The organism is Enterobacter sp. RCC_40, assembly GCF_041360735.1.
Classification (GTDB): Bacteria; Pseudomonadota; Gammaproteobacteria; order Enterobacterales; family Enterobacteriaceae; genus Enterobacter; species Enterobacter ludwigii.
This window is the reverse complement of sequence record NZ_JBFUPR010000002.1, coordinates 1-25,280: the sequence shown is the minus strand read 5'-3', so window position 1 is coordinate 25,280 and position 25,280 is coordinate 1. Positions and strand designations below refer to the sequence as shown.

Sequence of the window (25,280 nt, the reverse complement as noted above, 5' to 3'; positions counted from 1 at the left end):
TTATCCTTCCTGCTCAATGCGGGTTAACACCTCGCGCAATACCGGTCCATATTCGTATTTTCCCGGACAGACATAGGTACAGAGCGCCAGATCTTCTTCGTCAAGCTCGAGGCACCCCAGCGCCTGGGCACTGTCGGTGTCGCCGGCCAGTAGATCGCGCAGCAGCAGAGTTGGCAGAATATCCAGCGGCATAACGCGCTCGTAGTTGCCAATCGGAACCATGGCGCGCTCTCCGCCGTGGGTGCTGGTCGAGAAATTAAAGAGTTTGCGACGCAGGAAGTGCCCAAGGGTAGTGCGGGTCACTGAATACTTCTCAGCGCCCGGCAGAACCCAGCCGAACAGCTCTTTCTCGCGACCTTCCAGAACCACACTGACCTGCAGGTGGAAGCGCCCAAGATACGCCTGCGCGTCAGCCGCATGACGGCCACTGAGCACCGAGCCAGAAATCAGGCGGTTTTCGCCCTCTTTCGTTTCACCGGCAAGCAGTTCATTAATGTCCGCCCCCAGCAGCGTTTTCACCAGACGTGGATTTGCTGCCTGTGGCCCGCCGAGGGCGATCACCCGTTCAGCGCACAGTTCACCGGTGGTAAAGAGCTTACCAATGGCAATCACGTCCTGATAATTCAGATGCCAGACCTGTTTCGTCAGGCTCACCGGCTCCAGGAAGTGGATATGCGTTCCGACTAACCCCGCCGGGTGCGGACCTGCAAACGTATTAAACGTAACTTGCCCCTGCGGATGGCCCCCGAGTTTGCCGCCGCCCGCCTGACAGACGTGGACCTTCCCCGAGGTCAGACGGGTTAACACGGTTAGCCCGGCATCAAACGCGTTACGCTGCGCCAGAATAATGGGCTCCGGGTCCGCGCTGAGCGGGTTGGTATCAATGGCGGTGACGAAAATAGCGGCCGGAAGCGTGTCCGGAACAGGCGATTTGCTGAAAGGTCGCGTGCGAAACGCCGTCCACAAGCCGGACGCCAGCAGTTGTGCCTGAACGGCTTCCCGGCTCAGGGCGGCGAGGTCTGCTGCGTTGAAACGGGAAAACTCACGTTGTTCGTCGCCTTCAATACGGATAACCACCGACTGCAGGACGCGACGTTCACCGCGATTGATTGCCACCACGGTACCGCTCGCGGGGGCCGTAAACATAACGCCAGGATTTTTTTTGTCCTCGAAGAGCGCCTGTCCTTTAATGACGCGATCGCCTTCCTGCACCAGCATTGAGGGACGCATTCCCAGGTAGTCGTCGCCCAAAATGGCGACATGGCGGACACTTGCGCCAGGCGAAACGTGCGGCTCGGGCACGCCTGCAATCGGCAGATCAAGTCCTTTTCTGATTTTAAACATGTGGTTAGCAAGCTTCCATGAACTTCAATCCAGAGGGGGCGAAGTGTACCATTTTCACTGTTTTTCGGGCACCAAAACCTCGGTTGCAGGCGCTAAAGTGCGAGGTATTACGCAAAGTTCCTGGAGCCAACGCGATTTTGATGGTTTATAAAGTAAAACTAATTTGTAAACTCACCGCCCGGCTCTTGCGAAAATCTATGGCGGTGCTAATGTGAGCGCACCTAACAGAATAATCTGATTTCGGGTCTCTTTTGCCGTCCTGGCAATTTGGTCTTAGTTTTATCAAGGAACTAGTAGTATGCGTAAAATCGCATTGTTCATTGCGATGCTCCTGATTCCGTGCGTATCGTTTGCCGGGCTGCTCAGCAGCAATAGCTCAACCACGCCGGTCAGCAAAGAATATAAACAGCAGTTAATGGGATCACCGGTTTATATTCAAATCTTCAAGGAAGAACGCACACTCGATCTGTTTGTAAAAATGGGCGAGACATATCAGCTGCTTGATAGTTACAAGATTTGTAACTACTCCGGTGGTCTGGGGCCAAAACAGCGTCAGGGCGATTTCAAAAGTCCGGAAGGGTTTTACAACGTTCAGCGTAGCCAGCTAAAACCTGACAGCCGCTTCTATAAAGCCATTAACATTGGCTTCCCGAACGCCTATGACCGTGCCCACGGTTATGAAGGCAAATATCTGATGATCCACGGTGCATGCGTGTCTATCGGCTGTTATGCGATGACCGATACCGGCATTGATGAGATTTTCCAGTTTGTCACCGGCGCACTGGTCTTTGGTCAGCCGAACGTTCAGGTCAGCATCTACCCGTTCCGCATGACCGATGCCAACATGGCGCGTCACAAGTACTCCTACTACGCGGATTTCTGGAAACAGCTGAAACCGGGTTACGACTACTTTGAGCAGACGCACAAGCCGCCGGTTGTCTCGGTTGTCGATGGCCGCTATGTGGTCAGCAAGCCGCTGAGCCACGAAGTCGTCCAGCCGCAGCTGGCATCAAACTACTCGGTCCCCGAGACAAAATAAGACCCACTCGCCTGGCATAATCTTTTGCCAGGTTTCGTTGCCCGTCAGCGGCTGGGTCGCGATCACTGTGACCACATCATTCGGTGTGGTCTCTCGTTGAAAATCAATTTCCACATCCTGATCGAGCAGCTTGGCGACGCCAAACGGCGCGCGGCGCGTGATCCAGAACAGATTGGTCGAACAGAACGCCATCACATAACGCCCGTCAGACAGCAGCATGTTGAACACGCCCTTCTCACGCAGTTCTGATGCCAGCGACGCAATGTATTTGAAGACGGCGGTCATGTTGCCGGGCGTGCGCGGATAACGCTGCGTCAGCTTGTGCAGCAGCCAGCAAAACGCTTTTTCGCTGTCGGTCTCACCGACCGGACGGAAATTGCCCGTCTCCAGCGACTTATAGCCGGAGAGCTGGCCATTGTGCGCGTAGGTCCAGTGACGGCCCCACAGCTCGCGGGTGAACGGGTGGGTATTTTCCAGCGCCACTTCCCCACGGTTTGCCTGACGGATGTGGGCAATCACCGAACGGGACTTAATGGGATAGTCCTGCACCAGTCTGGCAATCGGGGAATTAAAGCTGGGCTGGGGATCTTTGAATGTGCGACATCCTTTGCCTTCGTAGAAGGTAATGCCCCAGCCGTCTTTATGCGGCCCGGTGCCCCCGCCGCGCTGAACGAGCCCGGTGAAGCTAAAGCAGATATCGGTTGGCACATTGGCGCTCATCCCGAGCAATTCGCACATACATCACCTCCACAACAGCGGGGGCAATCATGCCCCCAGCGAAGTCTTACTTAACCATCTCTTTTTCGATCAGCTGGATCAGGATGTGGATCACTTTGATGTGAATTTCCTGAATACGGTCAGCATAACCGAAGTGTGGAACACGGATTTCGATATCCGCCGTACCGTCCATCTTACCGCCATCTTTACCGGTCAGGGTGATGACTTTCATCCCTTTTTCACGCGCTGCGGCAATCGCTTTGATCACGTTAGCCGAGTTTCCGGACGTCGAAATACCCAGCAGCACGTCACCTTCACGGCCCACGGCTTCGACGTAGCGAGAGAAGATATAGTCATAACCAAAATCGTTACTGACGCAGGAAATGTGGCTCACATCGGAAATCGCAATCGCCGGGTAGCCCGGACGGTTTTCACGATAACGCCCGGTCAGCTCTTCTGCAAAGTGCATCGCATCACAGTGGGAACCACCGTTACCACAGGAGAGCACTTTACCGCCGGCCTTGAAACTGTCGGCCAGCAGGACCGCTGCGCGCTGAATAGCGTGAATATTGGCATCATCTTTCAGAAAGTTAGCCAGCGTTTCCGCCGCTTCGTTCAGTTCGTTACGAATAAGATCCTGGTACATGAGGATAATCCTTCAGTATTGATGAAATAACACAGTGGAGTGTACCGGATAGCGGGAAAAGCGAGAAGCTAAAGCCATGCGAATCGTCTGGCGTTTTGCGTTTTCGTGCCGGCTTAAACCTGAACAATGTGAACCAGGTTGTAATTATTTTGTAAACACATTGCTAAAGGAAATAACATCAACTACAACCATATCATCACAAGTGGTCAGACCTCCTACAAGCAAGGGAGCTTTTCTTTATGATGATTTTGAGCATTCTCGCAACCGTTGTTCTGCTCGGTGTGCTGTTCTATCACCGGGTGAGTTTATTCCTGAGCAGTCTGATTCTGCTGGCCTGGACGGCTGCGCTTGGCGTCGCTGGCCTGTGGAATATCTGGCTTTTAGTCCCGCTGGCTATCATTCTTCTGCCGTTTAACTTTACGCCGATGCGTAAATCGATGATCTCCGCGCCGGTGTTCAAAGGCTTCCGTAAAGTGATGCCGCCCATGTCGCGTACGGAGAAAGAAGCGATTGATGCCGGTACCACCTGGTGGGAAGGCGACCTGTTCCAGGGCAACCCGGACTGGAAAAAGCTGCACAACTATCCGCAACCGCGTCTGACCGCTGAAGAACAGGCCTTTATTGATGGTCCGGTGGAAGAAGCGTGCCGCATGGCAAATGACTTCGCGATTACCCATGAAATGGCGGACCTGCCGCCAGAACTGTGGGCGTATCTGAAAGAACATCGCTTCTTCGCGATGATCATTAAGAAAGAGTACGGCGGTCTGGAGTTTTCCGCTTACGCTCAGGCCCGCGTCCTGCAAAAACTGGCAGGCGTTTCCGGGATCCTGGCGATCACCGTTGGCGTGCCGAACTCGTTAGGCCCGGGTGAACTGCTGCAACACTACGGTACCGAAGAGCAGAAAGATCACTACCTGCCGCGTCTGGCACGTGGCCAGGAAATTCCGTGCTTCGCGCTGACCAGCCCGGAAGCGGGCTCCGATGCGGGTGCGATCCCGGATACCGGCGTCGTCTGCATGGGTGAATGGCAGGGCCAACAGGTGCTGGGTATGCGCCTGACCTGGAACAAACGTTATATTACGCTCGCCCCTATCGCGACCGTGCTGGGCCTGGCCTTTAAGCTCTCCGATCCGGAAAAACTGCTGGGCGGTGAAGAAGATCTGGGCATTACCTGTGCGCTGATCCCAACCTCCACCCCAGGCGTTGAAATTGGTCGTCGCCACTTCCCGCTGAACGTACCGTTCCAGAACGGCCCAACCCGCGGCAAGGATATCTTTGTACCGATTGATTACATCATCGGTGGTCCAAAAATGGCCGGTCAGGGCTGGCGCATGCTGGTGGAATGTCTGTCGGTTGGCCGCGGTATTACCCTGCCGTCGAACTCGACCGGTGGTTTGAAATCTGTCGCGATGGGGATTGGTGCATACGCCCATATCCGCCGTCAGTTCAAAATCTCTATCGGCAAGATGGAAGGGATCGAAGAGCCGCTGGCACGTATCGCAGGCAACGCCTACGTGATGGATGCTGCCGCCTCCCTGATTACCTACGGCATTATGCTGGGCGAAAAACCGGCCGTGCTGTCAGCTATCGTGAAGTATCACTGTACCCACCGCGCACAGCAGTCAATCATTGATGCAATGGATATCGCGGGCGGTAAAGGCATTATGCTCGGCGAGGGCAACTTCCTGGCGCGCGGCTACCAGGGCGCACCGATTGCCATCACCGTTGAAGGGGCAAACATCCTGACCCGCAGCATGATGATCTTCGGCCAGGGGGCAATCCGTTGCCATCCTTATGTGCTGGAAGAGATGGCCGCCGCGCAGAATAACGACGTGGATGCCTTCGACAAGCTGCTGTTCAAACATATCGGTCACGTGGGCAGTAATAAAGTGCGCAGCTTCTGGCTGGGTCTGACGCGCGGTCTTACCAGCGCCACGCCAACCGGTGATGCGACCAAGCGTTATTACCAGCATCTTAACCGTCTGAGCGCCAACCTCGCTCTGCTGTCAGATGTTTCTATGGCGGTGCTGGGCGGTAGCCTGAAGCGTCGTGAGCGTATCTCTGCCCGTCTGGGTGATGTGCTGAGCCAAATCTTCCTCGCCTCTGCGGTCCTGAAACGCTACGACGATGAAGGCCGTCAGGAAGCCGATCTGCCGCTGGTTCACTGGGGTGTTCAGGATGCGATGTATCAGGCGGAACAGGCCATTGACGATCTGCTGGCGAACTTCCCGAACCGCTTTGTTGCAGGTGCCCTTCGCGTGGTGATCTTCCCGACCGGTCGTCATCATCTGGCGCCGTCTGACAAACTGGATCACAAAGTGGCGAAGATCCTGCAGGTACCGAGCGCAACCCGTTCCCGTATCGGCCGCGGTCAGTATCTGGCTCCCACGCCGCATAACCCGGTTGGTCTGCTGGAAGAAGCGCTGCTGGACGTGATGGCTGCCGATCCCATCCACCAGAAGATCTGTAAACAGCTGGGCAAAAACCTGCCGTTCACCCGCCTGGATGAACTGGCGAAACAGGCCCTGACGGGCGGGATCATCAACAATGATGAAGCCGCTCTGCTGGTGAAAGCCGAAGAGAGCCGTCTGCGCAGCATTAACGTGGATGATTTCGACCCGGATGAGCTGGCGACACAGCCGGTAAAGCTGCCGGAGAAGGTCCGCAAACCTGAAGCTGCATAACACGTTTCGCTTCTACAAACCCCGCCACGCGCGGGGTTTTTTATTGCCACATTTTCTCTTTATGTCGTGCTACAGTGTCAAAAAGTGGTCGTTTGAGGAGTCTGAATTGTGCCTGGTCTGAAGATTTCGATTTTGCAGCAACCTTTAGTGTGGATGGACGGCCCTGCCAACCTGCGCCACTTTGATCGTCAACTGGAAGGCATTACCGGGCGTGATGTGATTGTCCTGCCGGAGATGTTCACTACCGGCTTCGCCATGGAAGCGGCGCAACAGTCAATGCCACAGCAAGAGGTGGTCGCCTGGATGCACGCCAAAGCGCAGCAAACCAATGCGCTGATTGCCGGCAGCGCTGCGCTGCAAACCGAACGCGGGCCGGTCAACCGCTTCCTGCTGGTCGAGCCGGAAGGGAAAGTGCATTTCTATGATAAACGCCATTTGTTCCGCATGGCAGATGAACATCATCACTATGAAGCGGGTGATGCGCGCGTGGTGTTCGAATGGCGCGGCTGGCGTATTCTGCCGCTGGTTTGCTACGACCTGCGCTTCCCGGTGTGGTCACGCAACCGCAACGATTACGACCTGGCGCTGTATGTCGCCAACTGGCCTGCCCCGCGCTCCCTGCACTGGCAGTCGCTGCTGGTCGCACGCGCCATTGAAAACCAGGCGTATGTGGTCGGCTGTAACCGCGTGGGGACCGATGGCAACGGGCATCATTATCGGGGGGATAGCCGGGTGGTGAACCCGCAGGGTGAAATTATTGCCACCGCCGAGCCGCATCAGGCAACGCGCATTGATGCTGAGTTGTCACTGACGGCCCTGAAGGAATATCGCGAGAAGTTTCCGGCCTGGCAGGATGCGGATCCGTTTAGCATTGGATAACGGTTTCCCCTCCCTCTCACAGGAAGAGGGAGGGGACATCATTAACTCACCAGCGCCTGCCCGTCTTTGCGGCTCTCTGTCGCCGCCACATAGTGCCCTTCCGGCATACGATAAATCACCTGCGCGCCGCCGAAGTTATAATCCTGGAGCGGATCTTCCACCACGATCTGGTGCCCGCGCTCACGCAGTGCGGCGATAGTATTGCGATCGAACGTCGATTCGACGATCACTTCCCTGCCCTGCACCACGCGCCAGCGAGGCGCATCAATTGCCGCCTGTGGGTTTTGCCCGTGCAGCATGATGCGCAGCGCCATCTGCATATGCCCCTGCGCCTGCATTGGGCCGCCCATGACGCCAAAGGACATCAGCGGTTTACCGTTGCCGTCCATCGCAAAGCCCGGAATGATGGTGTGGAACGGACGCTTACTGCCCGCCAGCGCATTCGGATGGTTTGGATCCAGCACAAAGCCACAGCCGCGGTTTTGCAGACTGATCCCGGTCTCCGGCACCACAATCCCGGATCCAAAGCCCATATAGTTGGACTGAATAAAGGAGATCATCATACCGCTGGAATCTGCAGCGCTCAGGTAGACCGTGCCGCTCTGCGTCGGCGAACCGTAGACGAAATCGGAGGCGTTATCGGGGTCGATAAGCGCCGCGCGCGACGCCAGGTAACGATCGCTCAGCAACGCCTGGGCCGCGAACTCCATGTGTTCTTCATCAGCGACGTAGCGATCGAGATCCGCCAGCGCCAGTTTCATCGCTTCAATAGACAGATGAAGCGACTGCACGGAATCCGGATGATGTTTTTCAATTCCACACTGCTCCAGAATACCGAGCGCAATCAGCGTGGCGATGCCCTGCCCGTTTGGCGGCAGCTCCTGCACCGAACCACCGGCAAAATCACGCGACAGCAGTTCTACCCAGTCCACACGATGATTGGCCAAATCCTCTGCCGTCAGGTGCGCGCCATGCTCTTTCGCGAAAGCGGCAATTTTCTGCGCCAGCTCGCCGCGGTAAAACGCTTCACCGTTGGTTCTGGCAATCAGCTCCAGCGAATGAGCCTGCGCCGGGTTACGGAAGATCTCGCCGACCCGGGGAGCACGCCCTTCCGGTGCAAAGCAGGCGCTAAAGCCTGGCTGATCTTTCAGCTTGTTATAACCCCGCTGCCAGAGATGCCCAATCAACGGAGAGACCGGAAAACCGTTACGCGCATACTCGATGGCAGGTTGCGCCAGCGTAGTGAGCGGCAGCGTGCCAAAACGTTCTGCCAGCGCCACCCAGCCCGATACCGCACCCGGCACGGTGACGGCGTCCCAGCCAATTTCCGGCACCGCGGTTTTACCGGCAAACAGATCCGCATGCCAGCTGGCAGGCGAGCGGCCAGAGGCGTTCAGGCCGTGGAGTTTTTCACCATCCCAGACGATGGCAAAGGCATCGCTGCCAATACCGTTGCCGGTGGGTTCAACCACCGTCAACGCCATGGCGGTTGCAACCGCCGCATCAACCGCGTTCCCGCCGAGCTGCAGCATTTTCATTCCCGCCTGGGCCGCCAGCGGCTGAGATGTCGCCACGGCGTTGTGACCCATCATCGGCGGGCGTCGTGAATCGTAACCGGAAGTGAAATCAAGCGCTTTGGTCATCATGACTCCTTAGTCATGGCGCGGATCGAGCGCATCGCGCAGCCCGTCGCCGAGTAAATTAAAGCCCTGCACGGCAAGAAAAATCGCCACACCGGGGAATACAGACATCCACGGAGCCTGCTCAAGGAAACCTTTCGCGGTATTAAGCATTGAGCCCCATGACGGGTTCGGCGGCTGCTGGCCTAACCCCAGAAACGACAGACTGGCTTCAGCAATGATTGCCGAGGCAATGGCCAGCGTGGCCTGTACCAGAATCGGAGACATCACATTGGGCAGCACATACTTAATGATGATCCAGCGATCCGGCAGGCCAATCGCCCTCGCGCCGTCGATATACTCTTCGTTGCGAATAGCGATCACCTGGCCGCGCGTCAGGCGGGCGAAGATCGGCATTGCGGAGAGGCCAATGGCGATCATGGCGTTGGTCAGGCTTGGGCCCAGAAACGCCCCGAGCGCGATCGCCATGATCAGGAACGGACAGGCCAGCAGCGCTTCAATAAAACGCGAGATCACGCCATCCCACATCTTCTGGAAGTAACCCGCCACCAGCCCCAGCGGAACGCCAATGACCACGGCGATCACCACCGACATACAGCCAGCCATCAACGACGTTCTCGCCCCCCAGATAATGCGGGACAAAATATCGCGGCCCAGTTCATCGGTCCCAAACCAGTACATCGCCGAAGGCGCTTTACGCACCGCCAGGAAATTGGCTTTCACCGGATCAAAAGGCGCGATCCACGGCGCCAGCAGTGCCACCAGCACAAAAAAGCCCACCACTACGGCACCCATCACCGCGCTTTTATTGGCGAGAAATTTCTTCAGTACACGGTTCTGCGCACGGGGCTGAACCGCGGCAATGGTTTGAGTTGTCAGTTCCGCCATGCTTAACCTCGCATTTTCGGGTTGATAAGAACGTAAAGCACGTCGGCCAGCAGGTTCAGCAGCAGGAAACCGATCGCCACGATAAGCACCACCCCCTGCACCACCGCATAGTCACGGTTAAAGACCGAATCGACGATCATCTTGCCGAACCCTGGAATGGTGAAGACCTGTTCGGTCAGTACCGCGCCACCCAGCAGTTCGCCGAACAGCAGCGTGGTCAGGGTGATCACCGGAACCAGCGCATTGCGAAACGCATGCTTTAAAATCACCGCCTTTGGCAACAGCCCTTTAGCCCGTGCGGTGCGGATGTAATCGGCCTTCATTACCGCGATCATGGAGGCGCGGGTATGGCGCATCAGCGTGGCCGCCAGCCCCGTTCCCAGTACCGAGGCAGGCAACAACAGCGTACGCAGGTTCTGGATCGGATCTTCACTAAACGGCACGAATCCCGACGCTGGCAGCCATTGCAGATTGACCGAGAAGACCAGAATCAACAGGATCCCGAGCCAGAAATGCGGTATCGAGATCCCCGAGATCGCCACAAAGTTGGCACCGTGATCGACCCAGCTGTTTTTGTTGACCGCCGCGAGGATCCCCATGCTGATGCCAAACACCAGCGCGATGATCATCGCCAGCAGCGACAGCTCCAGCGTCACCGGCAGTTTGCTGGCAATGAGCTGGGTGACCGGCTCGTGAGTGCGTAAGGAGACACCAAGATCGCCCTGCAGCGCGCGCGTCAGCCAGTTGAAGTACTGCACAGGGATGGGCGCATCGAGATTGAGCTCAGCACGCAGCTGGGCGATCACCGCCGGATCGCGCTCCTCCCCGGCCATGGCGATCAGCGGATCGCCGGGCAGCAGTTTTTGCAGGCCGAACACCATCATACTCACCAACAGTAAGGTCGGGATGGCCAGCAGCAGACGTTTGCAAATCAGTTCCAGCATGGGTTCTCCTCAGGCCAGTTATTTCGCCAGCGTCAGGCCAGCCAGACGCACAATGCCGTCCGGATACGGTTTAAAGCCCTGCACGCTCTTGTTCAGACCAAAAATACGCGGTTCAAAATAGAGGTAGGCGATGGGCATATCCGTCTGCAGCTGTTTCACCACCTTGTCGTACAGCGGCTGACGGACGGCTTTGTCGTTGCTCAGGCGCGCCTGCGTCAGCCATTCATCCACCTGCGCGTTACTGTAACGGCCGTCGTTAAGGGTGCCTTTGCTGTTAATGAAGCCGTAGATGCTGCCATCCGGATCCGGACGACCCGACCAGCCAGAGAAGCTCAGCTGATAATCACCGCTTTGCTGACGGTCGAGCAGCGTGGCGAACTCGGTCATTTGCAGGTTCAGGTTAAAGCCAGCCTCTGCGACCATCGCCTGCAGTACCTGACCGACCTGCTGTGAAGTTGGGTTGTTGGGCACCAGCAGATTGACATTCAGCGGCGTAGTGACGCCTGCCGCTTTCAACAGCGCTTTGGCTTTGTCGACATCGCGTGGTGGCACCGGCAGGTTAACGTGATACGGACTTACGGTAGAAAACGCCTGGTTTGCCGGGGTGTACAGCCCCTCGAAGACCACCTGATTTAACGCATCGCGATCGATTGCCTGTGAAAATGCCTCACGCACGCGGGCATCCTTAAACGGATCGTTCGCCGGGACCTTGCCGTTATTGATATTGAAGGTAATGCCCTGATAACCCAGACCGGTCACCTTCGCCAGCGCCAGTTTGCTGTCGGCTTCTACGGTTTTCACGTCGCTTGCGGCAATGCCTTCCGTCAGATCAAGATCCCCTGCACGCAGGTTAGCCAGACGCACGGAAGCATCCGGGATCGGCAGATAAATAATTTTGTCGAAGTGGTAAGCGCCTTTGTTCCAGTAGTTGTCAAAACGCGTCAAAACGATACGGTCCTGCGAGACGCGGCTGTCGAACTTATAGGGGCCAGAGCAGACAGGATGGGCGGCAAAGTCAGGCTTTTTCGCGGCGTCGGGTGCCATCATCGCCCCGGCGCGATCGGTAAGCTGCATCAGCAGTGCGGCATCAGGTGTTTTCAGATGCAGGGCAATCTGCATCGGGCCTGTCACCTCAACGGACTCAACGGACGAGATTTCACTTTTACGCAGCGAACCTTTTAACGTCAGCGCGCGGTCGAGGTTGTATTTTGCCGCGGCGGCGTCAAATTTTTCACCGTCATGGAAGGTCACACCTTCACGCAGATCCATGGTCAGCGTTTTGCCGTCGTCACTCCAGGCCCACGATTTCGCCAGGCCGGGAACCACTTTCAGATGCTCATCCACGTCCACCAGCCGGTCGCACAGAGACGCAAAGACGAAACGGCCATAATAGGTGCGCGCAAGATGCGGATCGAGCATGTCCGGATCCGCCCCCAGACCAATTCGCAGTACGCTTTCAGAATGGGCGGGCAGCGCCGCGCCAAGCAACATAACACTTCCCAGTACGGTCAAAAGAGAATTACGCATTGTCATTATCATGAGTTCCTTGAAGGAAGGGAGGAGTGAGTGGCCGCGTGTTCAAACAGCGCGCGGCGGCGCAGAAAGGCTGCGGATGGCGGTGCTATCTGGATAACACTGCGATCGCGGTTAATCTCCTGCCAGCGATGGCAGGCAATCTGGCGTCCCCCGTCCAGCACCTGATTGATCGGCTCGACCTGGCGACATTCATCCGTGGCATACGGACAACGGGTATGGAAACGGCAGCCTGACGGTGGGCTGGCCGGGTTCGGTAAATCCCCCTGCAGCAGAGGTGCCACGCGCGGCGCGCCTGGCTGCATCTGGGGGGCGGAGGCGATTAACGCCTGCGTATAGGGGTGTAGCGGGGCATCAAAGATTTCCTCGACTGTCGCAAGCTCAACAATTTGCCCGAGATACATCACCGCCACGCGGTCACTCATATGGCGAATCACCGCCAGGCCATGGGCAACAATCACCATTGTCAGCCCCAGCTGATGCTTCAGACTTTCCAGCAGGTTGACCACCTGCGCCTGAACCGAGACATCCAGCGCGGAGACCGGCTCGTCCCCCAGCAACAGCTTTGGCCCGGAGGCCAGCGCGCGCGCAATACCGATTCGCTGACGCTGCCCTCCGGAAAATTCGTGCGGATAACGTTGTGCCCAGGCCGCTGGCAGCCCTACGGTTTTAAGCAGTTCCGCCACCCGATATTGCCTGTCGGCTTTCTTCATCGACTGGTGTAGCCACAGCGGCTCACCGACGATCTGCTCGACCGTCATGCGCGGGTTTAACGATGCGAAAGGATCCTGAAAGATGATCTGCAGCTCCCGTCGCAGCTGGTTCAGACGTGCTCCCGAGGCGTGAGTGATCTCTTCACCCTGATAAAATACGCGTCCTTCGCTGGCCGCCAGCAGCCGCAGAAGAAGACGGCCCAGCGTCGATTTTCCGGATCCGGACTCACCCACAATCGCCAGCGTTTCACCAGGCATGACGGAGAGGGAGACGCGATCGACCGCGGTGACAAAACGTGCTGGGGTAAACAGTTTTTTAGGGCCGGGAAAAAGCTTGCTCAGGTCCCGGGCTTCAAGAATGGGCGTCGTCATGCAATTTCTCCCAGCGCAATATGTTGTTCCAGCGGCACGCGGAAGCAGGCCACCTGATGGTCGGTCCCCATCGCCGTCAGCAACGGCTTTTCGTCATGACACCGCGTTTGCGCGAAGGGGCAGCGGGTAGCGAACCGGCACCCTTTGGGCATGGATTCCGGCAGCGGAACGGCTCCGGGAATAGTGGAAAGCGCGCCTTTACGCGCGCCGAGGGACGGAATCGAGCCCATCAGTCCTATGGTGTACGGGTGTTGCGGGTCGGCAAAAATGGCCTCCACGCTCCCCTGCTCTACCACCTGTCCGGCATACATTACCGCCACCTGCTGCGCGACTTCCGCCACCACGCCCAGATCGTGGGTGATCATTAACACCGCCGTACCGGTCTCTTCTTTGAGGGTATTAAGCAGCGCGAGGATCTGCGCCTGAATGGTCACATCCAGCGCGGTTGTCGGCTCGTCGGCAATCAGCAAACGTGGATGGTTAATCAGCGCCATCGCAATCATCACGCGCTGACGCATCCCCCCGGAAAGCTGGTGCGGATACGCTTTCAGGCGCATTTCTGCTGCCGGGATCTGCACCTTCTCCAGAATCTGCAGCGCAACCTTCATCGCCTCTGCACGAGAAAGTTTCTGATGGCGCATCACCGCTTCACTGAGCTGGTCTCCCAGCGTGAAGGCAGGGTTGAGCGAGGTCATTGGCTCCTGGAAAATCATTGCCAGTTCGCTGCCGCGAAGATCGGCATATTCCCGCGGTGAAAGCTTTCGTAAGTCGTGACGACGGAACTGCATCTCGCCGCTGACGATCTGTGCGCTGGCGGGCAGTAAGCCCATCAGCGCTAATGAGGTGATACTTTTCCCGCAACCGGATTCCCCCACCAGCGCCAGCGTTTCTCCCGCGTTGACCGTCAGTGAAATACCATCAAGCACGCTCACCGGAGAGCCGGCGAACGTTACGTTAAGATTTTGCAGCCGCAGTACAGGCGTGGGGTCCTTAAACGGGATCGTCGTCATAGCGTGAAGTCGTCCTCAAGGTGAATAGCCTGAATCAGGGCTGACTGCAGGCTAAGCAGGTGTTCGCGCATGGCGGCCGCTGCTTCATTAGGCTGGCGATGGATAATCGCAGACATGATTTTTTGATGATGGTCGTTGTAGTGATCAACCCGCTCGGGTGTACGGGCTAATTCGCGCAAATGCTGCCAGCCCGGTTCACGTCTGACGGCATCAATGGCATCAAACAGGCCAAGCATCAGGCGATTACCGGCAGCCTCGGCAATGGCGCGGTGAAATGCGCTATCCCAGAGTTCGTTGAGATCGCGGTCGTCCGGGCTGACCTTATCAATGCGTTCCAGCATGCGCTGCATAAGCGCGAGGTTTTCCCTGGTGGCACGCAGTGCCGCAAGCCGGGCTAAGCCGGGTTCGAGCTGAAGACGAGCTTCCATGACTTCCAGAAGGTTGGTTTGCTGAACCAATCCCTGAAGGGCCAGAGGTTCAACAGGTGCAGACGGGCCTATAAAGGTCCCTTTGCCCTGTTTACGCCAGATCCGCCCCTCCTCTTCCAGCACATCCAGCGCACGACGTACTTCACGTCGTCCTACGCCGAGAGTCTCCGACAGCTCACGTTCAGTGGGCAGCGGAGTGCCTGGTGTTGACTCATGCTGGTTGATCAGTCCGCGCAGCTGCTCAAGCGCGGTGCTGGAATTGGCCAGAAACCGTGACGGTTTTTCCATATTGGTTCGCTCGCTATCATCATTACTTTATTTTTATTAACGATAAGTTATTGATATGACGTGCTACTTACCGTGCTAATGATTAAGCAATAAACGAACCAATAAAGCATTGGTTCATGAACTTTCTGAAGGGATGGAGATAAGCGAATGATTTTCTGTGAATTATTTTTTACAAAATTACACATCAGCTCCGCTGCCAAAAAGACAATCGGTGGAAAAATGCACAAATACGGTGCAAATTGCGCACTATCATTGATCAAATGTTAATTAATTGCACCACAGATATTAACTTTTTGTTAATAAAGACAGGGGGGCGGATAAAGAAGATTTGCAGACACAGAAACGACGAAGGCCTGAATCATTTCTGATTCAGGCCTTCTGAATAGTGGCGGAACGGACGGGACTCGAACCCGCGACCCCCTGCGTGACAGGCAGGTATTCTAACCGACTGAACTACCGCTCCACTGTTCCCGCTGGGGGAACGAGGCGCATATTACGGTTTGCCTCCGGACTCGTCAACGCTTTTTCTCACGTTTTGAATCGTTTGCTGCAAAATTCACCCAAACGATGATTTTACAGGCATTCTGGCCCTTTTTCAGGCCCGCCACATGCAGCTTCCGCCTTTCTTCTGCACTAAATCAAGACGGGATTCATGGTTAAGTAACTCTTCATCACTGGCTAAAACCACCCGCAAACGACTGGCCTGGCGAACAACACGTTGAATCCCCGCTTCCCCCTGCGTCTGCTGCGATTCATTTTCCATGCTGAACTTCATGGACGTCTGACCACCGGTCATCGCGAGGTAGACATCCGCCAGGATCTGGGCATCGAGCAATGCGCCGTGCAGCGTTCGCTTGGTGTTATCTATTTCATAGCGAGAACAGAGCGCATCCAGGCTGTTACGCTTGCCAGGAAACATTTTCCTCGCCAGCGCCAGGCTATCGGTCACCTTACAGAACGTGTTCGTTTTCGGAATATCACGATGGAGCTTACTGAACTCATAGTCCATAAAGCCGATATCGAACGACGCGTTGTGAATGATAAGCTCGGCGCCTTTGATATATTCCAGAAACTCGTCTGCCACTTCCGCGAAGGTCGGTTTATCCAGCAAGAACTCATCGGCGATACCGTGCACGCCGAACGCTTCTGGGTCCACCAGCCGGTCGGGTTTGAGGTAGACATGGAAGTTGTTCCCCGTAAGACGACGGTTCACCACTTCAACGGCACCGATCTCGATGATCTTGTGCCCTTCGTAGTGCGCGCCGATCTGGTTCATACCGGTGGTTTCGGTATCGAGGACAATCTGGCGAGTAATTGCAGTGCTCATAGCGGTCATTTATGTCAGACTTATCGTTTAACTGAACGTTTCAAATACAGGAAGTCTACCAGAGATGCGTAAACAGGTAGAAATTTTCACCGATGGATCTTGCCTCGGCAACCCAGGGCCTGGCGGTTATGGCGCGATTATGCGCTATCGCGAGCATGAAAAAACTTTTAGCGAAGGCTATTTTCTGACCACCAACAACCGCATGGAGTTGATGGCCGCCATTGTGGCGCTGGAAGCGCTAAAAGAACACTGCGATGTGGTGTTGAGCACTGACAGTCAGTACGTACGCCAGGGGATCACCCAGTGGATCCACAACTGGAAAAAACGCGGCTGGAAAACGGCAGATAAAAAGCCGGTCAAAAACGTCGATCTCTGGAAACGTCTTGATGCTGCGCTGGGCCAGCACGAGATTAAATGGGAATGGGTTAAAGGTCACGCAGGCCACCCCGAAAACGAACGATGTGACGAACTGGCACGGGCAGCAGCATCCAACCCCGCTCATGAAGACACAGGCTATCAGCCCGAATCCTGATCAGGGTTTTCTGTACTGCCGCGTGGCGCCCACGGTCTGGCGAATGGGCGATTTTGATTTACTCTGCTTCATCGGATTAAGCGTAAGGGGGATGGTTCGCTTACGCGCGACAATAAACTGCATGCAGCCTAATGCCGGCAGATGGGTGCTCAGAACAACGCCCCCCTGCCGCGCCCAGGGAAGTACCTGAAAACCGCCCGAGCAGAGCACCTCAAAGTTCAGCAGTGAAAGCCAGTCAAGCTGGCGCATCATCGTGAACATCCTGCTGTTATACGGCGGTGTCCGGCGAAGCACCGGAACCAGCTTGCGCAGCCCCATCAGACTCAGCGGATTGAACCCGCTGAGTATCAGCCAGCCATCATCAATCAGGACGCGGTCGGCCTCGCGCAGCAGGCGATGAGGATCGCTGCACCAGGGCAATGTGTGTGCCAGCAGGCAGGCATCAACGGACTTTTCCGCAAACGGCAGATGTAAAGGATCCGCTTTCACCTGAACCGGCGATGCGCCAAGAGAGACATTAACCTGATGTGAGATAGCGCAGCTTTCGGTATTGATTTCCGCGCTGAGATTGCCAATCTTAAGCAAGTGAAAACCATACATTTTCGCGAGCCAGGGTTTAAGCTGCTGTTCCAGGTTCTCGCGATAGTATTCACCCCAGGGCAATTCGGCCCAACGTTCAGGTGCCGGGACAATCTGAGGTATCCTTGCCGGTTTCATCAACACACCCACCACGCTATAAGAGGTAATTTATGAATCTTATCAGTATTCCCGCCTTTCAGGACAATTACATCTGGGTTTTAGTCGATGACGAGCGTCGGTGCATTATTGTCGATCCTGGAGAATCGGCTCCTGTATCAGACGCGATAAAAGAGAACGGCTGGCAACCAGAGGCCATCCTTCTGACCCATCATCATAACGATCACACCGGCGGCGTTGCTGACCTTCGTGCCCAATTCCCGCATCTGGTGGTTTACGGACCGGCAGAGACACATGATAAGGGAACAACGCAGGTAGTCGAAGAAGGTGAAAATATCCTCATACGCGAGTGGGAGTTTTCTGTATTTGCTACACCAGGTCACACTTTGGGACATCTTTGTTTCTACAGTAAACCTTATCTTTTTTGCGGCGACACGCTGTTCTCCGGAGGCTGCGGAAGGCTTTTTGAGGGCACCCCAGCCCAGATGTACCAGTCATTACAGAAGATTAGCGCATTACCTGACGATACCCTTATTTGTTGCGCACATGAGTATACATTAGGAAATATGAAGTTTGCGGCGAGCATCTTGCCAGAGGATCGGGCGATTCAAGATTATTATCACAAAGTGAAGGAGTTACGTGCAAAAAACCAAAAAACACTCCCCGTAATTCTGAAAAATGAGCGTAAAACTAATTTATTTTTACGAACAGATGATATTGATTTAATTGATGAAATTAACAAAGAAACAAATTTGTCACAACCAGAACAACGATTTGCATGGTTAAGGTCAAAGAAAGATAACTTCAGATAATTGCGGGTTGCCTTTTCAAAATTTCGCCGTTATCATCGCTCGTCTTTTAAGCAACTATTGACACACACATGAAGGCAAAAGCGATATTACTCGCCTCTGTCCTGCTTGTAGGTTGCCAGTCGCAGAACGGCAGCAACGTACAACAGCACGCACAGAGCCTTTCTGCAGCTGGTCAAGGGGAAGCAGGGAAGTTTACAAGTTCAGCGCGATGGATGGACGATGGGACGTCTTTCGCACAGGATGAAGACTTGTGGACCTCTATTGGCGACGAGCTAAAGATGGGAATTCCGGAAAACAACCGGATTCGCGAACAGAAGCAAAAGTATTTAAGAAATAAGAGCTATCTCCACGATGTAACTTTACGGGCAGAGCCGTATATGTACTGGATAGCCGGGCAAGTTAAGAAACGTAACATGCCGATGGAGCTGGTACTCCTACCCATAGTGGAGAGCGCTTTTGACCCACACGCGACGTCTGGCGCCAATGCCGCAGGCATTTGGCAAATCATTCCGAGCACCGGGCGAAACTATGGTTTGAAACAGACCCGCAACTATGATGCGCGTCGTGATGTTGTCGCTTCAACGACAGCCGCTCTCGACATGATGGAACGTCTTAATAAGATGTTCGACGGCGACTGGCTGTTAACGGTCGCAGCGTATAACAGTGGCGAAGGTCGTGTACTGAAGGCAATGAAAGCGAATAAAGCACGGGGTAAATCCACCGATTTTTGGTCGCTCTCACTGCCACAGGAAACGAAGATTTACGTACCGAAAATGCTGGCATTGAGCGATATTCTCAAGAACAGCAAGCGTTACGGTGTACAACTGCCAACACCAGACGAAAGTCGTGCACTGGCGCGTGTTCGCCTCAGCAATCCGGTTGATATTCAACAGGTTGCTGATATGACGGGTATGTCGGTAAGTAAACTGAAAACCTTTAATGCTGGCGTTAAAGGCTCAACGCTGGGGGCCAGTGGTCCGCAGTATGTAATGGTTCCGCAGAAACATGCTGAGCAGTTACGTGAGTCTTTAGCATCGGGTGAAATTGCCGCCGTTCAGTCAACGCTGATCGCGGATGCATCATCCGTGAACAGCCGCAGCTATAAGGTTCGGTCAGGTGATACGCTTTCGGGCATTGCCTCACGTCTTGGCGTGACGGCAAACGATCTGCAGCAGTGGAATAATCTGCGCAGCTCAGGCCTGAAAGTGGGTCAGACTCTGACGGTGGGTGCAGGTAACAGTGCACAGCGTCTCGCCAGCAACAGCGATAGCATTACCTATCGTGTGCGTAAAGGTGATTCACTGTCCAGTATCGCAAAACGACACGGCGTAAATATCAAGGATGTGATGCGCTGGAACAATGATACTGACAATCTGAAACCAGGCGACCAGCTAACGTTGTTTGTGAAAAACAGCGCCACGCCAGACTCCTGATGACACGACCTAACGATAAAAAGGCACCGATTCCCCTCGGTGCCTTTTTTCTTTACGCTGCTTTTTGCGCTTCAGCCATGATGGTATCGCTGGTAAATGATCCATCATCCTGCAATTCAAAGTACGCCTTCACTTCCGCCGACGCGCTATCCTGATACAACCGAATGGCCTGGCTTAACGCTTCCGGCGTGCGCATACGAGCAATCCACGAGCTGAACTCCAGCGGCAAGCGGTCCGTTATCAATGCACGTGTGATCAGCCCCGCTTCAGTAATCAGCGCTAACCACTCCCCGCTGGAGTAGTTTTGCACATGCGAGGTGTCGCGCAGCGCTTCAACCGTCTGCAGCCAGATATTACGCACCGGATGTCCCGGCGACATCACATCCATAATGATAAAGACCCCGCCCGGCTTCAGAACGCGTTTAACTTCACGTAATGCCTGGCCGACATCATGCCAGTGATGGGCAGAATAACGGCTGATAACAACTTCAAATGAGGCATCTTCAAAGGGTAAGGATTCGGCATAGCCCTGACGCGTCGTGATGTTGTTCAGCCCTTTGGCTTTTGCGGCCTCTGCAACCACCTCCAGCATCTGACTGGATAAATCATAGGCCGTGACCTGCGCCACCTGCTGTGCTGCCGTGAAGCTGGCATGCCCGGCACCACAGCCTAAGTCCAGGACGTGCGCGTGCGGCACTGCCGCCAGGCGTTCACCGAGACGGACCAGATCACGGCCAGACGCGTGCACGGCACTGCTCAGATAAGCATTTGCCTGGGAGCCAAACTGTTTTTCTACGTTGTCATGATGGGAGTGTGTTGTTGTCATCGTACTGTCCTTTTGTTGTTTAAAATAAAGGGCAGCACCCGAATGGCCTGCCCCACGGCAGACCTGACATACCATTATTTATCAGGTTTGCCGGGACTGAATTCAACGAGTAGAGGATTGTGATCGGAGGCACGCGTCACCAGAACAGAGGCGTCGTGAACGTTCAGACCACGATAGAAGACAAAATCGAGAGGACGACCAAACGCTTTCTTGCGCTGGTCATCGCTAAAACGAACTTCACGCAGCGACATTTCGCGTGCAAAGCGATACAGCGCATTCATGCGCGGACGGCTCCAGGCATTAAAATCCCCGGCCATAATGATGGGCCCGCTGTGATGGGCGATCTGGTCACCGATCGGAAGTAACTGCTTACTATACACATCCACGCCCAGGCTGAAGTTGACCGCGTGGATATTCACAACCATCAGCATGCGCGTGTCCGGCAGCGGGTAGACCGTTACCAGCGCCGATTTCGCCAGACGCAGAATCGGCTCGCGTTCGCGCAGCGGGCAGCAATAGACCGGATGAGCCGAAGAGAGGGTCATCACGCCAGAAGGATGTTGCGGCAAGACAAACGCGGGAACCTGGTCAGCAGCAAGGTAGTGAGTCGTAGCAAACCTTACCAGCTCGGGGGTGGTTTGCGCCTCCTGCAACAGCACCAGATGGGCGTCTTTCCCAAAATTCTTGAGTACCGATAACCACTCAGCGCGCTGTTGTTTAAAGATGTTCCACACCAGCACCCGGATTTTTTCATCGCTGCTTAAGGGTGTCCCGGCAGGTAATGCCTGACTTATGCTCGCAAACGACCCCGGAGGCAAGATCCTCTCCGCGGGCATTCCGGCAACATAACGCATGGCATAGGTATTTTTTCGCACTTTTGGAAACGGCCTCTGTAACATGAACCAGCCCGGAAAACGGACTGGTTCTAATGTTATAGGGACTTTAGGTTACACTTTCAACGCAATTTCAGATAAACCGCTTTCCAGTTTTGTAAGCAAGCACTTACTGATGTTATCCCAGCACTACACGAGCGGGTTTATCAAGGCGCCCACTCAGGCTAATCAGCAGGAAAGCGACCAGAACAATCACCGCACCAATCCATGGCGTTTGGGTTAATCCGAAATGTTCAACGGTTTGCCCACCAATGATAGAACCCAGCGCAATCCCAATATTGAACGCGGCAATATTCAGGCCCGATGCGACATCTACCGCGTTGGGTGTATAAAGTTCGGCTTTTTGTACCACGTAAACCTGCAGGCCTGGCACGTTACCAAAGGCGAAGATCCCCATCACCAGTACCGTTATGAGTGCGGCGTATTGCATCGATGCCGTGAACTGGAAAATCATCAGCAGAACAACCAGTGCTACGAAGATAAACTTCAGGGCCGGCACTGCACCATGCTTGTCCGCAAGCTTCCCTCCCCAGATATTACCGATGGCGACGGAGATACCATACCCCAGCAAAATCCAGCTCACTGCACTGGGTGAGAAGCCTGCCAGGTCCTGCATCATCGGAGCCAGGAAGGTGAAAGCCGTGAATACCCCTCCATAGCCGAGCGCTGTGACGGCGTAGATGATCAGCAAACGCGGATGCGTGAGTACCTTCAGCTGATCGCTCAGGCTGGCACTCGCACGTCCTGCAATAGTCGACGGTACCAACAGCAAGCTGGCAACCAGGGCAATCACCCCCAGTAAAGAGACGGCAAGGAAGGTTTCGCGCCAGCCAAAGTGCTGTCCGATAAACGTTCCTAACGGTACACCGGTGACAAGAGCGACGGTCAGACCACCGAACATAATCGCGATGGCGGATGCTGCTTTCTCTTTTGGTACCAGGCTGGTTGCAATAGTTGAACCAATGGAGAAGAACACACCGTGAGCGAGACCGGTCAGTAGCCGGGCAATCACCAGCGTGGTGTAGTCCGGCGCCTGCCAGGCCAGAATATTGCCAGCGGTGAATAACACCATCAGCGCAACCAACAGTGGCTTACGCGGGAAACGTCCCGTCAACGCGGTCAGGACGGGGGCGCCGATGGCAACCCCGAGCGCATAGATAGAAACCAACAGGCCGGCAGAAGGCAGCGAGATTGAAAGCTGGTTAGCTATCGTAGGCACCAGTCCTACGATAACAAATTCGGTCGTGCCAATTGCAAAGGCACTGATCGTCAGGGCAAGTAGCGCCAGTGGCATAAATAACTCCATATCATCAGGATTAAGATGACAGGCAGTATGCGCCAGTGCTTAAATAACAAAAATGGTCAAAATATCAATAGAATTTTGCAGGTGGTGCAACAATGAAAGCAACGTCGGAAGAGCTGACAATTTTTGTCGCCGTCGTCGAAAGCGGCAGTTTTAGCCGTGCGGCCGAGCAGTTGGGGCAGGCTAATTCAGCCATCAGCCGCTCGGTGAAAAAACTGGAGATGAAGCTCGGCGTCAGTCTTCTCAACCGAACGACGCGTCAGCTAAGCCTGACGGAGGAAGGCGAGCGTTACTTCCGCCGTGTGCAGTCCGTCCTGCAGGAGATGGCGGCGGCAGAAACAGAGATTATGGAAACCCGTAGCACGCCACGCGGATTGCTGCGCATTGATGCGGCAACACCGGTTGTTCTTCATTTTCTGATGCCGCTGATCAAGCCTTTCCGCGAACGCTATCCGGAGATGACGCTCTCGTTAGTTTCCTCAGAGACGTTTATCAATCTCATCGAGCGGAAAGTGGATGTGGCGATCCGGGCCGGCACGCTGACCGACTCGAGCTTGCGGGCCCGCCCTCTTTTTGCCAGCTACCGCAAGATAGTCGCATCACCGCAATACATCGCAGAGCATGGCAAACCAGAGACGGTTGAAGAACTGAAGCAGCACCTGTGCCTGGGCTTCACGGAGCCCGTATCGCTGAACACCTGGCCTGTGGCCTGTCATGATGGTCAACTGCATGAAATCACCAGTGGGTTATCGTCCAACAGTGGAGAAACGCTGAAGCAGCTTTGCCTCGAAGGGAATGGGATCGCCTGTTTGTCGGACTATATGATTGATAAAGAAATTGCACGCGGTGAGCTTGTAGAGCTGATGGCAGATAAACGTCTGCCTGTGGAGATGCCTTTTAGTGCAGTTTATTACAGTGACAGAGCGGTAAGTACGCGCATACGCGCCTTTATCGATTTCCTGAGCGAACATATAAAAACAGCTCCCGGGGGAGCTGTGTGAGGGTTTCAGGTTACAGAGGAAAGGGTCAATATTAATCCCAGTCAGGTGCCAGACCTTCAGGGCTGACCAGACGATCGTTGCATTCCAGGGCAGCGATCGCTTTTTTGTCTTCGGCGTCCAGCTGGAGATCCCTCGCTAACAGGTTGCTGGCCAGGTTTTCACGTCGGGTTGAAGAGGGGATCACGGCGTAACCTTCACCCATCGCCCATGCCAGAATCACCTGTGCAGCCGTTGCGCTATGTTTCTCTGCGATACGATTAATCACGTCATCTTTCAGTGCTTTACCGTAGGCCAGGGTCATATATGAGGTGATGTGGATGCCGTGCTGTTTTGCCCAGTCCACGACTTTGCGGTTTTGCAGGTAGGGAGAGAGTTCAATCTGATTGGTTGCAATGTTTTCTGCCCCCACGGCGGCAATGGCTTTTTCCATCAGCGGGATGGTGAAATTAGAAATACCTATTTCACGCGTTAAGCCCTGCTCTTTCGCTTCAAGCAATGCCTGCATGAACTCCTCGACTGACACGGCATCGTTCGGTGATGGCCAGTGGATCAACGTCAGATCCACATAGTCGGTACGCAGTTTTTCCAGGCTCTCTTTCAGGCTGGGGATCAATTTGTCTTTGCTGAGGTTTTCAGTCCAGATTTTGGTGGTGATGAAAAGCTCGCTGCGCGCTACGCCGCTCTCTTCGATAGCCTGACCAACGGCAGCTTCGTTATCATAAATCTGCGCCGTATCAATTGCGCGATAGCCAAGCTCAAGTGCAGTTTTAACAGATGCGATAACAACGTCGTCTTTCAGGCGGAAAGTGCCCAGACCCAGTGCAGGGATAGTCATGTAATCCTCGTTATTCATAATGATTGTTAACTGAGGAGGATTATCGCTGCTGCCGTTATGCAGAAAAAGAGCGTTTAACGCAGAGGATTTTTGCTGATTTGGCAATAATGATACGACAGATATGAAAAAAGCCCTGAGCGTTAACTCAGGGCTTTTAATAAGTGGCGGAACGGACGGGACTCGAACCCGCGACCCCCTGCGTGACAGGCAGGTATTCTAACCGACTGAACTACCGCTCCACCGAAGACTGCTGTAACCACCGGATTTATGCACCGGCTTACTACGTAATTTGATGCCTGGCAGTTCCCTACTCTCGCATGGGGAGACCCCACACTACCATCGGCGCTACGGCGTTTCACTTCTGAGTTCGGCATGGGGTCAGGTGGGACCACCGCGCTAAAGCCGCCAGGCAAATTCTGTTAATCTGTATCAGCTGAAAATCGTCTCTCATCGCCAAAACATCTTCGGCGTTGTAAGGTTAAGCCTCACGGTTCATT

Annotated in this window: 23 protein-coding genes, 2 tRNA genes and 1 rRNA gene; 7 read left to right on the top strand and 19 right to left on the bottom strand. The window is 54.9% G+C overall.

Annotated elements, in window-relative coordinates:
- Entirely contained in the window at positions 1-1,344 is a 1,344-nt protein-coding gene (locus tag AB6731_RS08150; RefSeq protein WP_371006139.1) for a Na(+)-translocating NADH-quinone reductase subunit A, read from the bottom strand.
- Between the two features lie 298 nt (positions 1,345-1,642).
- Between AB6731_RS08150 and dpaA the strand changes: the two genes are divergently transcribed.
- On the top strand, positions 1,643-2,383 hold the full coding sequence (gene dpaA, locus AB6731_RS08145; protein WP_014168757.1) for a peptidoglycan meso-diaminopimelic acid protein amidase: 741 nt from the start codon (positions 1,643-1,645) through the stop codon (positions 2,381-2,383).
- On the opposite strand, the gene AB6731_RS08140 is transcribed toward dpaA, so the two are convergent.
- Together AB6731_RS08140 and lpcA are read right to left on the bottom strand one after the other, a co-directional pair.
- Complete coding sequence (locus AB6731_RS08140) at positions 2,354-3,121, bottom strand: class II glutamine amidotransferase (RefSeq protein ID WP_014168756.1); 768 nt, start codon at positions 3,119-3,121, stop codon at positions 2,354-2,356. The genes dpaA and AB6731_RS08140 overlap by 30 nt on opposite strands.
- Positions 3,122-3,167: 46 nt before the next feature.
- Complete coding sequence (gene lpcA / locus AB6731_RS08135) at positions 3,168-3,746, bottom strand: D-sedoheptulose 7-phosphate isomerase (RefSeq protein WP_014168755.1); 579 nt, start codon at positions 3,744-3,746, stop codon at positions 3,168-3,170.
- A gap of 239 nt (positions 3,747-3,985) precedes the next feature.
- Here lpcA and fadE point away from each other — a divergent pair, with 239 nt between their 5' ends.
- Both fadE and AB6731_RS08125 read left to right on the top strand, forming a co-directional pair.
- Complete coding sequence (gene fadE / locus AB6731_RS08130; RefSeq protein ID WP_014168754.1) at positions 3,986-6,430, top strand: acyl-CoA dehydrogenase FadE; 2,445 nt, start codon at positions 3,986-3,988, stop codon at positions 6,428-6,430.
- Positions 6,431-6,538: 108 nt separating this feature from the next.
- A complete protein-coding gene (locus AB6731_RS08125; protein WP_014168753.1) occupies positions 6,539-7,309 on the top strand; it encodes an amidohydrolase in 771 nt (256 codons plus the stop codon).
- Positions 7,310-7,350: 41 nt separating this feature from the next.
- Here AB6731_RS08125 and AB6731_RS08120 read toward each other — a convergent pair whose 3' ends face one another.
- From AB6731_RS08120 to dnaQ, 9 genes are all read right to left on the bottom strand, one after another.
- Positions 7,351-8,952: a gamma-glutamyltransferase family protein gene (locus tag AB6731_RS08120; protein ID WP_020882793.1), complete on the bottom strand. Its 1,602-nt coding sequence runs from the start codon at positions 8,950-8,952 to the stop codon at positions 7,351-7,353.
- 9 nt (positions 8,953-8,961) lie between these two features.
- Positions 8,962-9,837, bottom strand: coding sequence for an ABC transporter permease (locus tag AB6731_RS08115; RefSeq protein ID WP_014168751.1), 876 nt, complete (start codon positions 9,835-9,837; stop codon positions 8,962-8,964).
- A gap of 2 nt (positions 9,838-9,839) precedes the next feature.
- On the bottom strand, positions 9,840-10,781 hold the full coding sequence (locus AB6731_RS08110) for an ABC transporter permease (RefSeq protein WP_020882795.1): 942 nt from the start codon (positions 10,779-10,781) through the stop codon (positions 9,840-9,842).
- Between the two features lie 18 nt (positions 10,782-10,799).
- Positions 10,800-12,314 carry an ABC transporter substrate-binding protein gene (locus tag AB6731_RS08105; RefSeq protein ID WP_020882796.1) on the bottom strand — a complete coding sequence of 505 codons (1,515 nt, stop codon included), beginning with the start codon at positions 12,312-12,314 and terminating at the stop codon, positions 10,800-10,802.
- A 2-nt stretch (positions 12,315-12,316) separates the two neighbouring features.
- Entirely contained in the window at positions 12,317-13,399 is a 1,083-nt protein-coding gene (locus tag AB6731_RS08100) for an ABC transporter ATP-binding protein (protein WP_371006138.1), read from the bottom strand.
- Complete coding sequence (locus tag AB6731_RS08095) at positions 13,396-14,409, bottom strand: ABC transporter ATP-binding protein (RefSeq protein ID WP_371006137.1); 1,014 nt, start codon at positions 14,407-14,409, stop codon at positions 13,396-13,398. The genes AB6731_RS08100 and AB6731_RS08095 overlap by 4 nt, the downstream gene beginning before the upstream one ends.
- On the bottom strand, positions 14,406-15,125 hold the full coding sequence (locus AB6731_RS08090) for a FadR/GntR family transcriptional regulator (protein ID WP_014168746.1): 720 nt from the start codon (positions 15,123-15,125) through the stop codon (positions 14,406-14,408). The genes AB6731_RS08095 and AB6731_RS08090 overlap by 4 nt, the downstream gene beginning before the upstream one ends.
- Before the next feature lie 386 nt (positions 15,126-15,511).
- Positions 15,512-15,588: transfer RNA gene (locus AB6731_RS08085), tRNA-Asp, on the bottom strand.
- Between the two features lie 132 nt (positions 15,589-15,720).
- Positions 15,721-16,452 carry a DNA polymerase III subunit epsilon gene (gene dnaQ / locus AB6731_RS08080; RefSeq protein WP_032677465.1) on the bottom strand — a complete coding sequence of 244 codons (732 nt, stop codon included), beginning with the start codon at positions 16,450-16,452 and terminating at the stop codon, positions 15,721-15,723.
- 64 nt (positions 16,453-16,516) lie between these two features.
- Between dnaQ and rnhA the strand changes: the two genes are divergently transcribed.
- Positions 16,517-16,984: a ribonuclease HI gene (gene rnhA, locus AB6731_RS08075; protein WP_014168741.1), complete on the top strand. Its 468-nt coding sequence runs from the start codon at positions 16,517-16,519 to the stop codon at positions 16,982-16,984.
- Here the strand turns inward: rnhA and AB6731_RS08070 are convergent, their stop codons facing one another.
- On the bottom strand, positions 16,985-17,701 hold the full coding sequence (locus AB6731_RS08070) for a class I SAM-dependent methyltransferase (RefSeq protein ID WP_020882800.1): 717 nt from the start codon (positions 17,699-17,701) through the stop codon (positions 16,985-16,987). It abuts the gene before it with no gap.
- A gap of 32 nt (positions 17,702-17,733) precedes the next feature.
- Between AB6731_RS08070 and gloB the strand changes: the two genes are divergently transcribed.
- On the top strand, positions 17,734-18,492 hold the full coding sequence (gene gloB, locus AB6731_RS08065; RefSeq protein ID WP_279261919.1) for a hydroxyacylglutathione hydrolase: 759 nt from the start codon (positions 17,734-17,736) through the stop codon (positions 18,490-18,492).
- A gap of 68 nt (positions 18,493-18,560) precedes the next feature.
- Positions 18,561-19,925, top strand: coding sequence for a murein transglycosylase D (gene mltD, locus AB6731_RS08060; RefSeq protein WP_014168738.1), 1,365 nt, complete (start codon positions 18,561-18,563; stop codon positions 19,923-19,925).
- A 52-nt stretch (positions 19,926-19,977) separates the two neighbouring features.
- Here the strand turns inward: mltD and AB6731_RS08055 are convergent, their stop codons facing one another.
- The 3 genes from AB6731_RS08055 to AB6731_RS08045 form a co-directional block, all read right to left on the bottom strand.
- Positions 19,978-20,751 carry a class I SAM-dependent methyltransferase gene (locus AB6731_RS08055; RefSeq protein WP_047955072.1) on the bottom strand — a complete coding sequence of 258 codons (774 nt, stop codon included), beginning with the start codon at positions 20,749-20,751 and terminating at the stop codon, positions 19,978-19,980.
- A 74-nt stretch (positions 20,752-20,825) separates the two neighbouring features.
- Entirely contained in the window at positions 20,826-21,626 is an 801-nt protein-coding gene (locus AB6731_RS08050) for an endonuclease/exonuclease/phosphatase family protein (protein ID WP_025205128.1), read from the bottom strand.
- A 136-nt stretch (positions 21,627-21,762) separates the two neighbouring features.
- Entirely contained in the window at positions 21,763-22,938 is a 1,176-nt protein-coding gene (locus tag AB6731_RS08045; protein WP_047356242.1) for an MFS transporter, read from the bottom strand.
- Between the two features lie 104 nt (positions 22,939-23,042).
- Here AB6731_RS08045 and yafC point away from each other — a divergent pair, with 104 nt between their 5' ends.
- Positions 23,043-23,948, top strand: a complete 906-nt coding sequence (yafC, locus tag AB6731_RS08040; protein WP_014168734.1) for a DNA-binding transcriptional regulator YafC — start codon at positions 23,043-23,045, stop codon at positions 23,946-23,948.
- 31 nt (positions 23,949-23,979) lie between these two features.
- Here the strand turns inward: yafC and dkgB are convergent, their stop codons facing one another.
- The 3 genes from dkgB to rrf all read right to left on the bottom strand — a co-directional run bounded on the left by dkgB (position 23,980) and on the right by rrf (position 25,193).
- Positions 23,980-24,783 carry a 2,5-didehydrogluconate reductase DkgB gene (dkgB, locus tag AB6731_RS08035; protein WP_041162925.1) on the bottom strand — a complete coding sequence of 268 codons (804 nt, stop codon included), beginning with the start codon at positions 24,781-24,783 and terminating at the stop codon, positions 23,980-23,982.
- 162 nt (positions 24,784-24,945) lie between these two features.
- Positions 24,946-25,022 (bottom strand) — tRNA-Asp (locus AB6731_RS08030).
- A 55-nt stretch (positions 25,023-25,077) separates the two neighbouring features.
- Positions 25,078-25,193, bottom strand: a 5S ribosomal RNA gene (gene rrf / locus AB6731_RS08025).
- Between the last annotated feature and the right edge of the window lie 87 nt (positions 25,194-25,280).